The organism is Ruminococcoides bili, from assembly GCF_040093295.1.
Taxonomy (GTDB): Bacteria; Bacillota; Clostridia; order Oscillospirales; family Acutalibacteraceae; genus Ruminococcoides; species Ruminococcoides intestinale_A.
The window spans coordinates 11171-25948 of the sequence record NZ_JBBNJY010000016.1; the positions used below are offsets into that span (position 1 = coordinate 11171).

Here is a 14778-nt window from a genome sequence, read left to right on the forward strand (position 1 = left end):
AGCAACAAGTGTCCCACCGTGGGACACTTGTTAGCTGAAATCCGTGTCAGATAAGCCATTTAGGTAGTCATATGTCCATTTTCGTCTTGTTTCATAGCTGTAGTTGCTGTCACTCCAAGCCCTTTTAGAAGAATAAACAGAATCAAGAGTTGCGTTAGATACACCGTATAAAACACCATTATGACCGTTGCCGTAAACATTTTTATCAAATGAACCTGTGCCAAATTGATTTAATATATCTGCACAGTAAACGATAGCTCGCTTATCATTGATATTATTTTCCTGACAAATTGCGATATATTCTTCCGCATTTTCTGTTGATGTTTGATTTTGTGCGTCTATGCCTGCATTCGTAAGCAGCATTGCTTTAATACATGAGTAAGTATAGCTGTCAGGGACATAACTTGACCAATCGCTTCCGTTTGTTATAGCGGCAATAACTTTCCTACCGGTATTTGAGTAAGATAAAGCTACTCGGCTAATTTCTGCATTGCTTATACTGTATGCTTTTTGCAAGAGTGATAATGCGTTATTACCGTGCCAACCGTATGCACCTACTGACAGAGCACCGTTATCATTAGCTATAACTGAACCGAAATCACTGTTATCAAGTTCGCTGTAAAATACACCTACTTCATTGTGAGTAATAACATTTCTTGTTACATTTGCAAGACCTTTTTCAATTGCTGAACCAACCGCTCCATAGCAAGCTATGCTGTCATCGTTTAATTGTAATGTGTATTTATTTACATAACTTACAGTTGCCCAGTTGGAGGTTTGGCCATTGTACTCATTGCCGGCAATTACTGTAACTGAATTATCTTTTACTTCAACAACTATGCCTATATGGTCTACATTACCGGTTGCTTTATAATGGCTTCTGCCGCCGTAATCGAAGAAAATTAAGTTGCCGACTTGCGGTGTATAGTTATCGGCACTTTTTAATTTTCCAAGCTCTTTTAGGTTGTTTGTCCACATAATAGTTCCCGGTGCAAAGCCAAAATCTTTGGTTTCATAGCCTGATTCCTGAATACAGTAACCGACAAAATAACAGCACCAATCTGTCACAGAAGATTTAAAATATGAGCAATAGCGTTCACCTTGACAGGATAAATTTTGACTGCCTGGAGTGTGAGTTTGCCAAAAGCTGTACTCTTCTTTTGCTTTTTCTGCAATTGGTGCTGCATTTTGTTGTGTAGATTCATATGTAAACATCAACAGAAATAAAACGGCGGCTATAACACCTATGACTATTCCTATAATTGTATTTCTTGCTTTCTTGTTATTAATGATAAGTAAAAAATACTTAACTGCTGTAGTCATTTATTTACCACCTGCTGTGCCGAATAACTCTTTTTTGTATTCCGGTGCAATAATTTGTAAGTAGTAGCGTTCATTACCGCAGCAGTACAAGCAATGACCTCTTTTACTTATTTGTATAAGCTCCCATTCTTCATCAAGCATATTAGTTATAGCTTTGTACTCCTTAATATTGACAGTGCCGGGGTAGAAGAGAAAACGGTGAGTAGGTATTGAGAAGAACGGCTTTGTATATTCAACAACCCCCGGAATCATTAAATCCTCAATATTTTGTGAAGCGATAACAAGGTTACTGTTTTTCTTTCTGCCACGCTTAACAAATGATCGCAGATACATAATTACAATTAAACTTTTAATTACCTCGTGCAGCTCATCAACAATTACAACCGTATTGCCTTCCGTCAAAAATTTATTATTCATAAACGAAAGAATATTGAAATACATTGCATTTTTTAAGTTTTCGTTTGTGTTTAATAAATTCTTTACATCAAAATTTATGTGGTCTGCATTCGGAATGTTTGTATAACCGTTAAAGAATGTAGAGTCCGTACCGATACATATTGAACGAATACAAAGTGCAAGATTACGGAGAGTATCTTTTGTAAAAAGCATTTCTTTTCCGTTGATTTTTGAAACTTCATCATAAATATTAAGCTGCCTTTCAACTTCCTTGAACAAATCTGAAAGTATAGGATAATCAACATTTGTAAGCTTGTTCAAATCGGTACGGTCTGTAATATGAAATTTTTTGTACAGTTCTTCAAGCATTATTTCAAGAGTATCAAGTTCAGCTGTTGTAATAGCAGGATTATATGTTTTAAAGAAATCTTTGAGAAATGCTATATGTTGAGAAATAATTGTTTTATGTTTAAACGCAACAGGTTCATCATCAGTATAGCTGTCATCAAGAGGATCATTCAAAAGGCGAGGCTGCATTACATTTATAAAATACTTGCCTGACAGCATATCAATGTTTGTGCCGCCGAGTCCGTTAGTTACATCTATACATTCTTTGTCAGAATCCATACTGTAAACTTTTTTCTGCTGTTGTCGGAAAAGACATATAAGCAATTTTATAAGGAATGACTTACCTTCACCGGAGTTACCGAAAATTGCTATATGACCGTTGGTTTTATCGGTATCTCTATGGTCAATATCGGCAAGAATATTTCCACCGTATACGGCTCGACCAAAGAACAATCCTTTAGGGTCTGTTTTGCCGGAGTAGCTGAAGGGGAAGAGGTTAGCCACTGAACTTGCAGGTAATACTCTTGCAAATTCTTTATCAAACATATCAAGTCCAAAAGGAGCTACCGAAGCAAAACCGTCACGCTGCTGCATATACAATTCATCGTATTTTACATGATTTTTATTGAGCGTTGAACATACTTTTATTTGCATATCTCTTAGTTCATTAAGAGAATTAGCTATTACTTCTACATAAACAGAGCAATGTATAAACTCTTCTTTTGTTCGGTGCGATTCTTTGAGTATTTTTTCTATGTCTAAAATATTTTCCTTGCTGTCTATTGACTTAGACATAGTTTTTGCCTCTGCGATATCGCCCATATTTTTTCGTTCTGCTTTTTCAAAGATTTTTTCTTGCTCTGACGGTGTAACTCTTTCATTATATATATGTAATGTTACACCGCCCATTTCACCGATTTCAGACAGTATTGCAGTTTGTTCTGTTTCGGTTTTATATCTTCTGATAGCAAAAACTTTTCTGTATGTATTACCTACTATGTAATATCGCCTGTGCTTAAAGTCCATAATTGACGGTGCAATTATATCCACAAAATTTTTAAGGCTTTCATTTTTAGATAATCCGTATTGTTCGCCGTCATAATCAGGCAACTCTTCATCGTATGATGTATGCTCAAGATAAATCGACAACATCTTTTTAATATCTTTTTTCTCTGCAAGCTGTACATTGAAATTTTGCTCGGCACATAGCTGCAATGCGTGATTTACAAGCTGTCTGCTGTCCTGCTGAGAAGTTCTTAAAATAATAAAAAATGATCTGCTTGTTGACATAGCAGATTTTATATTATTCATATATTCAATGTCTTTGATGTCAAGAGCTGCAATAGCTGCGTTATTTTCTTTGCTTTTCAGATTTTCGAGATGTCTTATGTTATTTTCATAGTTTTGTGAATTATTAAGACACAAAATTTCAGATTTAGGCAGTTCAGAAATGATATTTGTAAGTGAGTCAATAATACCAAGTCTTATGGGCTTTGAGAGAACAGTAATATTTTTGGGCTTAACTTCAAGAAAATATTTTTCCTCATTGCGTGTAGTAAGAATATGATCTTCTTTAATCTCAGCTATTTCAAAGAAATTCTGCACTCTTGTATTATTGTTCTTAATTGCTTTGTTAAGTTTGCGATCTTTTTTTGACAAGTTTATCGCCTCCATTTCAAAATAAGTACATCAGTAAACAAGAACCTTATGAACAGCACAAATAATCTGATTACTGAATAATCCACAAAGCGGGCAGACAAAAATGCGTATGCAGGCAGAAAAGCTATAAAAAACCAAATATGCAATGACAAAAACATTATTATTGAAAAAGCAAATATACTTACCATTACAAATAAATCTGTTATAGTCCAGTATTTATATAGCTTTACTGCCGTAAGATTATCGGGATAGTAAAATTTTCTCATTTTTAGCCTCCTTTTAGTGAGCAAAAGAGCGGATTATTGATGTAATACCGCTTGTAGCAAAAATAGCTTGAGATACATTAGCTTTTACGCTTGTATCAAGTCCGAATTGCTGTAAAATTCTCGGAGCTTCTGCCGCAGCAAGCATAACACCTGTGGCTAAAATCAAATCCCATACATCTGCGCCGTCTTGAGTACAATATACAACCGCACCTAAAACGATTAGTATATTTGATATAAAAGATGTTGCACAAATGCCGATTACTTGTTTGCACCACCCTGAAAACGAATCTAAATATCCTCGTGGTACATTGAATAAGTGCAAAGAACCGACAAACATTTGAATTATTAAAATTCCGCCTCGTTTTATATTTGCAAGGAATACTTTAATTACACAAACAAATGTAATCAGCATAAATATAGCGAATCCCCACCCGGAAAAGAAATTTGCTGAACTTGTACTGTTATCTGAATTTATTTGGACGATAAAATTTATAGTAATATCATCTGTAAATGCCTGACAAATAATGTTACAAATATGATTTGTAAAAATCAGCAAGGATACAGGCAGGGTAGTTATTAGTAATGAAGCTAACAGACCTTTGAAAATATTAAGCAGGAGATTAATAGGAGAAACTCGTTCTCCCTCACCGACTGAAACAGCAAAGTCAAATACTGCAAAAGCTATACCGGACACTAAAAGCAATCCGGCAAAGCTTTCTATAAAAAACAAAAAATTTGTAACCATACTATTATCAAAAAGGCTTGTTGTATAATTATTATTTTGATTGATTATGTCGGTTGACCAACTTGCAAGACCAATAGACATAAACTGAGCAATTGTATAGTGTAAGTCTTTTGTTAAATCCATACAAAATATATCAGCAAGGATTAAAAGTAAAGAATCTATCATATGCTGCTCCTTTTAGCTTAAACCAAACCAACCAAAGAAGCCTGCTCCGGCAACCACGCCACAAACAATAGTAGCACCAAATGCCATTCCGATTCCTGCCCATGGAATTTCAGTTCCCTGATTACGATGGCTGAGCAATCCTTTAACAAGCTTTGCAACTGCGACTGTTAATGCTACAAGTGTCAAAAATCCAAAAATGACTGCGACTACATCTTTAAATTGTACTTTTACTTCATTAATTGCTTTATTAATGCCGCCCGAAATATCAACACCGGCGTTGTTATCGGCAGCATAAGCATTAATTGCTGTTATAGATGAAATCAGTGCTGATGTGATTGAAAATGATAACACTTTGTTTTTGATTTTTTTAAGATTCATAAAAATTACCTCCGTTAATTAACTGTTACATAGCAGGTATATGACCTACCGTTATATGTTGCTGTTACTGTTGTTGACCCTTTTTTCAATGCTTTAAAGCTGCATTGATTTCCACCTCCTCCATAATTTTGAAGAATATACGAGTTACCGACTGACCATGAAACTCCGTTATCTGCTCCGATTAAGTTAAGAAACAAAACATCATCTGTATGTATAGAAACTGACGAATAAGACAAATATATATTATCTTTAGTTGTTTCTTGCGGTTTTACAGTAGGTTTTGAAGTTGACTTCTCAACTTTTTTAGTCGTTTGAGGCTCTTGAACCTTTGTCGGTTCAGGTTTTGGTGTTTCAGATTGCTGTGGTCGGTAATAGTTGTTATTGCTTTGTGATGAATTATGAGAACTGTTGTTTATGCTGTTTTCGTTAGGTTCTTGTGATTGCTCGTGCTCTGAATCTTCAGATTTACTTTCACTTTTTGATTGCGATTCTGAACTTTCGGAGCGTTCACTATTAACGCTTTGAGAAGATTGTTGTGTTGCTAATTCACTGCTGTTTTGCCACTTAGAAATACTTTGTGTTGTTTCTGCGGCATTAGTGAATTTTATAACTGAACTTGAATAAGAAGCTGTAGTATTTACTTCTTCTTTCTCTGTTTTGCCATTAACCGCAAGACTTACGATTATAACAACTGCAATCATTACTACAATAATTCCTGCACATACAATAACGAATACAGGGTTGATTTTTCGCTTGATGATCTATACCTCCTTTTTTATTTGTTATATATTAAAAGCAGTGCATATTTTAATACACTGCTCCTAAATATCGAAATTAATTTAAGTTATATATGTAGTTTAAATCAACATCACCTCTTATACCGTCAACCTTGCCATTCCACGAATACTGATGAATGTCAACATATGACGGCAAATCAGAGTAAGATGTATTCGGTATTGCAAGCCATATTAGATATTTATTTGACAACTCATCAGGATAAGCACTATCCATTAGCATTGATTTAGCACTATACAAACCACTGTCAAAAGCATTTGCGTTCATACCGTCACAAAAAGTAGAGATAATGTTCGTCAGTGTTCTGCGTGGCAAAACAGCTTGCCTATATTCTTCTACATCAAGAAAAACAGGAAGGTCAAATTCCTTACCGCCAATGGTTTTCATACAGTTTTTAACCTCTGCTTTAGCTGCGTCAACCGATGTTGCGTAACTATACCAGTATGCTCCAACATTCAAGCCTGCTGACTTTGCTTGACGATAATATTCTTGAAATTTATTATCTTCTTGGTTCGGGTCTTTGCCGTAGCCTGCACGAATAATAACGCAAGTGACACCTGTATTTCTTACTTTGTTGAAATTAATATCACCGTTCCATTCGGAAATATCAATACACTTCGCTTTTTCAACTTTTACTTTTGTTGTAATTATTTTATTACATTGTTTTATAGTAACAGTTGCATTGCCGACTTTATTCACTTTTACTTTTGCCAAACTTTTTTCCGTTGAAATAATTTTAGCAACAGAACTGTCAGATGATGTAAAGGTGATCTCATTTACATCATTATTTGTATCAACAGAAATCGTAAAAGTATCACCGACATTTTTGCAATATTCTTTTGTTGATATACTTATCTGCGTATTATTTTCTACGCTCTGATTGCTGATTTCAATTTGTAAAAACGATACATCGTTTACATCAATTCTGCCGTCGCTGTTCAAATCAAGTTTTGTATCTTCTGCAAAATCAGACAAAGCATTTTGCAAATATGTAACATCATTCACATCAATTTTATTATCCGCATTAATATCAAAACCTGTTGCAAGTACAGACATTCCACAATTGATAAGTACAATACTCGTAATTACACCAATTATTATATTTTTTATTTTCATTTATCCATTAATCCTTTATTTAATAAATCATCACATTTATTTGAAGCAATAAACAGTGTGTACACTATAAATGTATCTGCTATTGCTAAAAAACTCATTACATCGAAAAATAAAGCCATTATGCACACCTCACTTTAAATGCTTGTTTAGCTTCACTTTCGCTGAAAAAAGCATTTTTACCAACAGTCCAAAATTCATCGCCTGATGTTTTGCACCTTACGCTCATACTGTTTTCTTCTATAAGAATTGCGGTAACGGTATCACTGCACATTAGCATTTCTCCGTCACCACAATCATCAGTCAAGAAAACTTTTTTACCTATCATATTTTCAATCACATTCTTACCTCCTTTTACAAACTGTTCTCTTAATACAAATAATTAAAACAACTAACAAGCTAATACCTAAAATGATAAACACAAGCGTTAAATCATTATGATTATCATTGCTAATCACCTCATCAGCTGTTGCAGTATCAGTAATCGTATCTTCAACCCTTTCGCCACGCACACACAATCTGTGCGTATTAATTGAGTACGGATAGCAAGTGACCAATGTCACATAGTCTTTGCCGTTCTCAATTTCAAGTTTACTTGAATCATCAGGGTCAACTATATTAATCTCACACACCTTGTATGTGAGTGCTTTATTCAGTACATTTATTTTAAAAGTATCTCCGATTTGCAGTTTGTCCAACTCATCAAAGAACACCTGTTCAGGATAACCGGAGTGAGCGGATATAACAGCGTGTGTGCTTGCACCGCCAATGGGCAAGGAAGTGTTTGCCAAATGTACACAGCCGTTTTTGAGTTTTTCTTCTCTGTTGGTGCTGTCGTGATACACCGGTAAGTCAACATTTATCTTCGGAATTTCGATAGTACACATTATATCGTCATAGTTGAGAATGTTCTCATACTCTGACATTGCTGCATTGTATTCGTTTTTTTCTTCATCGTTTAACGCACTCTTTGCGAGCAATTCGTTAAAATTTTGAGCCTTAGCAAGCTCGTTGTCGATTTCATAATCAGACATTGTTTGAGTGCTTTCACTGTAGTTTTTTATAACTGTTTCATTGCTTTTACTGTTGATGTAATCGGCAATGTTGGGATATACTATAAAGCCTATTCCGACCGCAGCAAGAACGCAGAGGGATATAAAAAATATTTTAGTTTTCATAACTTTTTGTGAGCAAGGGCCACCGATAAATCGGCAGCCCTTTTGCTATAGTTTAATTATTTAGCTGTCTTAGCTGATTTCTTCTTGATGAGATATGCAAGTACCAATGCAAGAGAAATGCCTACACAAGCCATACCAGCCACTCTAATGAAGCCTACATATCCGCCTGTCTTAGGGAAGAATACGATTGTATCTGTTACAGTAATTTCTACTGTGCCGTTATCAGGTGCGTTCTGTACCCAAGTGTTTTTAGTGAATACTGAATTATACTGTACAGGGATTTCAACTTCAATTACCTTGCCGTAAACATTGTAGCCTGCAGGAGCAACAGTTTCTACAATGTAATATGTTCCGCTCTGTAATGAGATTTCCTCATTTGCTGAATTTTTAAAAATTACATTACCGTTGCTGTCTGATGTACCCGTTCCAATAACATTTGTATGAGCTTTATCGTTATACAGGTCAAAGGTTGCACCTGCAAGCGGATTGCCTGCTTCGTTAAGCTTGTTTACACCAATGCCGTATGTGTAAACATAAACCTTGTTGCCCGGAACGCTGTCAACACCTGATGCATTACCATACTCAAGCTTTACATCTTCATTTGGGTTGCCTGCAGTGCCTTTAACGGCATATTTGTTGAGGTTTGCTGTGTATGTAACAACTACATACTTAGCACCGCTTGTGTAAAAATCTGACTTTGCAAGGTATTCAGGAGTAAGAGCAACATTGAACTTTGTGTTTTTGCCTGCACCCTCGCTTGTTACATTCACCTTGTAATCTGTGCCGTTTACAAGGTTTTTGCCAATCTTTGCAACCTTGCTGTCAGCAAGATATACATTGAATGAGCCTTTGTTAAGTGTAAGACCTGCACTCATATCATCATATACAGCATATGTTGTGAGCTTAATATCATTTGAGCCTGCTACTGTATTCTTAAGTTTAAAGTTTACAGTGTCGCCAAGGCTTACATCTGTATAGTTAGTATTGTTCTTTGTGCTGTTGGTAATTGACTTTTCTGTTGACGGTGTGCTGTCAGCTACCTTGCTTGCAAGATTGATTTCAGCGTAGCTATATACCCACTCACCGTTATTGTAATACGGGAGAGCAAGAACAGAGTTTGTGATACTTGTAACACCGGCAGGGTACTTAACACACTTGATGTAATAAATACCCTGTTTAAGGTTTGAAAAGCTCTGTGTTGTATTTGTTGCTGATGAAGTAAATGTACCCTGTGATACTGCCGTACTTAAATCAGCGTTATCGAGTGCGTCAAGAGCAGCCTTTGAATCGCCTGCAAGAATTTCTGCGCTGATTGAATTTACAAGAGATGTGTACTCTGTTTTGAACGGAGTAGCTGTTGTGCTCTTGAGGTCCGCAACTCTGAAAAGTTCAAAAGTATAGCCCGGTTTAGTGCATTTTACACTGATATTTACCTTTTGGTCTGTCTTAAGTGCAGTAGCCGCACTTGCTGTTGGGATCGCCGCAAAGAGTAATGTCAACATCATTACTACTGCGAGCAGTTTGCCTGTGAATGATTTTCTAATTGATTTTCTCATAAGAAAACCCCTCCTTAAAAAATTTTTGCGGACAATTTGTCCGTTGTATGGAAAAAGCCCAACAGATTTACTGTTGAGCCTTTTTGCCGATGCTTTTTTTCTTTTTTCTTATACCTAAACCAATAGCACCTACCAATATTGTAAATGCTAATACAGCGGCGCCGATTTCAATGTACATCGGTCTGTTGTTGCCTGTTCCGCCTGCTTCAGGAATGAATACACTGTTATTCTTAACTGTAAGCTGTATGTCAAGTGTATCTAAGCTGTCGGGCAAAATCGTAAAGTTAATCTTGCCTGCATACGGCATATTACCTTTGCTGTCTGTTTCAATGAAGTAATAATCACCGGGCAAGAGGTTATTTACAATAATTCTGCCGTCGCTGCCGGTAACGAGCTTTGTTACCGTATCAGCCGTCTTGCTGTCGGCAGCTTCGTACATAATACTGCTGTTTTTATTTATAACATTAACAATGCCTGTTTTTGTGTTGTAGAGTTCAAACTCAATACCCTCAAGCGGATTGCCGTTGCCGTCTGTTTTTAAAAGCTCTACACTGCCACGCTTGAGCAGGTTTTTCATCGTAACTACAAAGCTTTTGCCGTCCTCAAGTGTAACTGTCTGAGCCGCAGGCTTTACATACTTAGCAGGGAAGTAATATGTACCGTCTGCATTTTTAAAGCCTAATTCATCAATTGTGTATTTAACCTTTTCATTGCTTGTGTTATACACCGCAAGATTGGTAAGCTGAGCAGTGCCGTCCTCGCCTGTTACAAGCACCTTATTTGTTTTGCCGTCATCAGACTTTACCGAGAAGTAAAAGCCGCTTACAATGCCGTCCTCAGACTCTTTTTGAACGATTAAGCCTGTCTTTTGCAGTCTGTTTGCAAAATAAAATGAAAGAGTAACATTTTCCTTTAGCGTAACGGTTTTTTTAGCAGGAGGAATATATCTGTCAGGTATCGAGTATGTACCGTCTGCATTTTTGTAGCCAAGCTCTGTGATTATGTATTTTACATATTCTCCGCTTGCTTTGTAAACAGGCAAGTCGCTGAGCGTTGCTGCACCGTCTATGCCCTTGCTTTTTGTTACTATGTTTTCGTCTGTCACTCCGTCATCAGACTTGACATTAAACCATACATCCTTAGCAGTATTAGCTCCTCGCTTACTGTCATCAGCGGTTTTGTAGATTGTAAGATTGCCGTAAACGGTATCTCGTGGTTCAGGCACTTCAATCTCATTAAAGGTTGTGATTGAGCCTGTGGCTTCATCAACCTTAATTTGTCGGATAAACAATTCAGGATTGATTTTGTAGCCTGTCGGGGCTTTGGTTTCCTGTATTGTCACCGTGCCAAGTGGCATAGCCGGGTTTGGATTTTCTGCACTTGTTACATAAAATGGCTCTCCATAGTCGCTATCCGCACGATATTTTTCACTTAAATCAGTATAACCGTTTTGATTAGTTTTAAGTATCCATTTGCGTTCGGGTGATTTTCCTGCAAGTTCACTTTCAGAATAGTAATAACCGCTATAATATTTAACAGTAAATTCAGCACCTGACATATTGGTTGTCTGACCGGTAACGGCGTCCTTTTTTTGAATTTTAATACCTATAGGGTCATTAAGAGGTGTGTCAGAAATAGTTGCAGATAATACAACAAAACCACCGTTTGTGCCATTTATGGTCATTTGCACCGGACGGTTGTAGCTTTTAAAACCTTTTGGTGCTACCATTTCAACAGCATAGTAGCTGTCACTGTATGCAATTTTATACAGGTCTGAATTTGCGTTATAGTCCCAAGAGTTGCCGTCTTTAGATATAGCTTTGCAATTACCGTTGCTGTCGGTAATGAAGTACCTGACGATGTTATTCTTTACGCTGTTATCGGATATATAATCGTATGCACTCTTTTCGTTAGAAAAGACAGCAAATATACCGCCGTCTAATGAATAGCAGTCATTGTCTGTTGTCAAATCAGGATTACTGCTTTCTTTTTTGAATTTCAGCTTAACGATTTCAGTATCAGATAGTTGAAGAATATCAAGTATTCTTTCGTTATTGCAATCGTCTGTTGTGACTGTAACATTGTATTTCTTGTCGCTAAGAGCGAAGTAACCGTTTGCTGGTGCTTTTGTTTCCTTGAGGTAATACTGACCTGAAACAAGCTCAAAGTAATTCTTTGTAATCCAGTCCTGATTGGAGTACGAATACTTAATTTTTGCAATATTACCGTTTTTATCAAGCTCTGCAACTGCAACTACTTTGTTATCATCACTATACAAGGTGTACTGTGCACCTGCGAAATTCAAGTAATCTTTATCAGTTGTCTGTTCTGTCAGGTTTTTGATTTCTTCGCTTGTACCTGACTTTTCAAGATACAATTTAGCTTTTTTCGGAATTTCAACTATGAGGTGCTGATATGTTCCGTCTTTTGGATTTTTGGGCTTTGGGTGTGCAATATAAATGTTGGTTGTACTTGCGTAACTTGCAATCTTGCTGTAATTACCGCTATGCTTCGAAATACGCTGACACACATCAACAATCATATTTACCATTTCAGAGATGTCACTATATCCGCTCCAAGTTTTCCAAGCTGTGCTTTTATCATTAAGCATTGTGTGATAAAGCTGAGATAGTGCGAAATGACTTAGGATATAGTATGCGTCATCATTACTTATTTTAGCAGCAGAGAAGAATGAGCTGTATTTGTAATCGGCTTTCGGACCTATGAATTTGTCATACATATACTGCTTCATAGTCTTGTTTTCAACTACAATTTCTTTACTGTCAAAGAAATGTTTTGCATACAGCAACTCTTCACCAACAATGAGTGCTTTTTCGGAAGCATTGCTCGAATTTGGATCAAGCTTGATAACTTCCTTACCTGTATCTCCATAGAAGTCTGTAAATTCAACAGTTTGACCGCCGGTCGTCTGAGCATACGACTGTGGGTCTATGCAATAGCCTATTTCACCGTTGAATTTAAACTTGTATGCGTCCAAACGACCGCCACTGCCATTGTTGACAAGAACGATAGGCTTTTTTGATGATTCAATAAGCACCTTGCCGCCAATTTCGTCAAGTCCTGTATATGAATACGCACTTGCAGTAATATTTACGGCAGGGAACATTGCAAAGACAGTAACAAGCGAAATGATTACGGCTGTAAGCTTTTTAAAAATTTTCATTATTAAGATTTACTCTCCTTTCAATGAGATAGTATGTATTGTGAGGGGCGGTGGACTTCTGCTCATATTGGTGCTCCTTTCAGATTTTTTGGTATAAAAAAAGCAGTCAAGTTTTTATACTTAACTGCTTTATATGTTATATAAACTTTTAACCATTTATAAAGTTCGCATTTATATCATTCTAAATAATTATGTAATAAACGCATCAATGAATTATAAACACGTTTTTGAAGTATTGATTCATAATAATTAAGGGTACAGATTTCGTGGCAAGCTTCTGAATACTTTTTCTTTTCAAGTGCTTGCATAACAAGCAAAAGATTTATATAAAAAGAATAGTAACTATGTCGTTTTATTATTATTTGTTTTTCGGGTGTAAAACCTTTAAGTTCAAAATAAAATTTTGTCAATACTCTTTTCGCTTTAACCTCATCATAATCTATAAAATAATTATGATAAGCCTCTAAAGGCTCAATGACGGATTTTAATTTTTTAATACTTTTGCTTTTCATTTTATCACCGTTTCTAATAGATGTAAAAAATCATACATTTTGAATATAAAAAAGCAGTCAAGCTCTTGCTTAACTGCTTTAATTGATGTGTTTAATTTTCATATATATATCAATACCAACCTGCTGCTCTTACGAGAGTTGTTTTTGTTTCATAATGACCTTTTTCGGGAACGGTTATTGTTTCATAACCAACTAAAGTATCAACCATTTCATTACGATAACTACCATTTTCTCCTTTATCCATATGAGCTTCTATATGTTCACTACAATTATCTGTAATATCTGCACCGCAGGTATTACAGATTGTTCTATCGTGTGTTTCGTAAATCGGTTTCTGCCAAGTGTAGCCTTCCTCATCAACTACCCACACTTTTTCGGTCTTATACTCTGCATCGTACCAAGTTTTGCCCTCGTGTGGGTCTTTTGTTGCAGGCTGTGTAGCCGGTGCCGGTGCAGGCTTACTTGAAGATGATGAGCCGGAGCCGCTTGACGGCTTGCTCTGACTTGAGCTGCTTGATGAACCGCCTGACGGTTTACTCTGACTTGATGAACCGCTTGAGCCTGAATTGCTTGCAGGCTTATTTGTGCTGCCTGATGAGCCGTTGCTCTTGCTTGTCTGACCGTTGCCGGCATTGTTATTATTGTTGTTATTCTGATTGCTGTTGCCGTTGCTGTTATTGTTGCTCTGACCGCCGTTGTTCTGCTTGTTGTCGGTCTTTGCTGCATTCTGTGCATTAACTTCCGTAGCTTTTTCCGACTTCTCCGCAGGCTGTGTCTGCTTAACCTCAACAACCTTAGTTTCTTCTTCAATATGTGTATTGCCCTGACTGTCCGTCACAACCTGTGTAACAGTCTGAACAGATGTACCGATAACTTCGTCTGCCGTTGCCGTAGGCTGTTTATTTCCGCAAGCGGTCAGCATAGCAATAATGACCGCCGCCACCGTTACTGCCGCAACCGCAACAATACCAATAGCCTTTTTCTTATTCGTTTTTTTCTCTGCTGATTCATTCGTATTTGTAATGTTTGTGTTCATTTCCTGTGTAGTCATACTTCTGACCCCTTTCGTATATGTCTTTATATCTTAATTTTACAATTCACATTTTTGTTTGTCAAATATTAATTATTAAATTCAAAAAATCTCAGCAAAGAATTTTCTA

The 14778-nt window shown here is 36.5% G+C and carries 13 protein-coding genes; all 13 read right to left on the minus strand.

Going from position 1 to position 14778, the window contains the following annotated elements:
• Positions 1 to 30 precede the first annotated feature (30 nt).
• Entirely contained in the window at positions 31 to 1323 is a 1293-nt protein-coding gene (locus AAAY30_RS06580) for a CHAP domain-containing protein (RefSeq protein ID WP_499215926.1), read from the minus strand.
• Positions 1324 to 3726 carry a VirB4 family type IV secretion system protein gene (locus AAAY30_RS06585; RefSeq protein ID WP_499215925.1) on the minus strand — a complete coding sequence of 801 codons (2403 nt, stop codon included), beginning with the start codon at positions 3724 to 3726 and terminating at the stop codon, positions 1324 to 1326.
• A gap of 2 nt (positions 3727 to 3728) precedes the next feature.
• Positions 3729 to 3992, minus strand: coding sequence for a hypothetical protein (locus AAAY30_RS06590; protein WP_186935038.1), 264 nt, complete (start codon positions 3990 to 3992; stop codon positions 3729 to 3731).
• Positions 3993 to 4005: 13 nt separating this feature from the next.
• Complete coding sequence (locus AAAY30_RS06595; protein ID WP_186935037.1) at positions 4006 to 4902, minus strand: conjugal transfer protein TrbL family protein; 897 nt, start codon at positions 4900 to 4902, stop codon at positions 4006 to 4008.
• Between the two features lie 12 nt (positions 4903 to 4914).
• On the minus strand, positions 4915 to 5280 hold the full coding sequence (locus tag AAAY30_RS06600; protein ID WP_252559516.1) for a DUF3852 family protein: 366 nt from the start codon (positions 5278 to 5280) through the stop codon (positions 4915 to 4917).
• Between the two features lie 14 nt (positions 5281 to 5294).
• Positions 5295 to 5981, minus strand: a complete 687-nt coding sequence (locus AAAY30_RS06605) for a hypothetical protein (protein ID WP_499215924.1) — start codon at positions 5979 to 5981, stop codon at positions 5295 to 5297.
• A 133-nt stretch (positions 5982 to 6114) separates the two neighbouring features.
• Complete coding sequence (locus AAAY30_RS06610) at positions 6115 to 7191, minus strand: GH25 family lysozyme (protein WP_499215923.1); 1077 nt, start codon at positions 7189 to 7191, stop codon at positions 6115 to 6117.
• Positions 7192 to 7309: 118 nt separating this feature from the next.
• Positions 7310 to 7528 carry a hypothetical protein gene (locus AAAY30_RS06615; RefSeq protein WP_249377319.1) on the minus strand — a complete coding sequence of 73 codons (219 nt, stop codon included), beginning with the start codon at positions 7526 to 7528 and terminating at the stop codon, positions 7310 to 7312.
• Positions 7529 to 7532: 4 nt separating this feature from the next.
• Positions 7533 to 8366: a class C sortase gene (locus tag AAAY30_RS06620; RefSeq protein WP_484331364.1), complete on the minus strand. Its 834-nt coding sequence runs from the start codon at positions 8364 to 8366 to the stop codon at positions 7533 to 7535.
• Between the two features lie 56 nt (positions 8367 to 8422).
• Complete coding sequence (locus AAAY30_RS06625) at positions 8423 to 9922, minus strand: SpaH/EbpB family LPXTG-anchored major pilin (RefSeq protein WP_499215922.1); 1500 nt, start codon at positions 9920 to 9922, stop codon at positions 8423 to 8425.
• A 67-nt stretch (positions 9923 to 9989) separates the two neighbouring features.
• Positions 9990 to 13106, minus strand: a complete 3117-nt coding sequence (locus AAAY30_RS06630; RefSeq protein WP_499215921.1) for a SpaA isopeptide-forming pilin-related protein — start codon at positions 13104 to 13106, stop codon at positions 9990 to 9992.
• Positions 13107 to 13282: 176 nt separating this feature from the next.
• Positions 13283 to 13618: a hypothetical protein gene (locus AAAY30_RS06635; RefSeq protein ID WP_249377315.1), complete on the minus strand. Its 336-nt coding sequence runs from the start codon at positions 13616 to 13618 to the stop codon at positions 13283 to 13285.
• A 109-nt stretch (positions 13619 to 13727) separates the two neighbouring features.
• Positions 13728 to 14669 carry a hypothetical protein gene (locus tag AAAY30_RS06640; RefSeq protein WP_499215920.1) on the minus strand — a complete coding sequence of 314 codons (942 nt, stop codon included), beginning with the start codon at positions 14667 to 14669 and terminating at the stop codon, positions 13728 to 13730.
• Positions 14670 to 14778 lie beyond the last annotated feature (109 nt).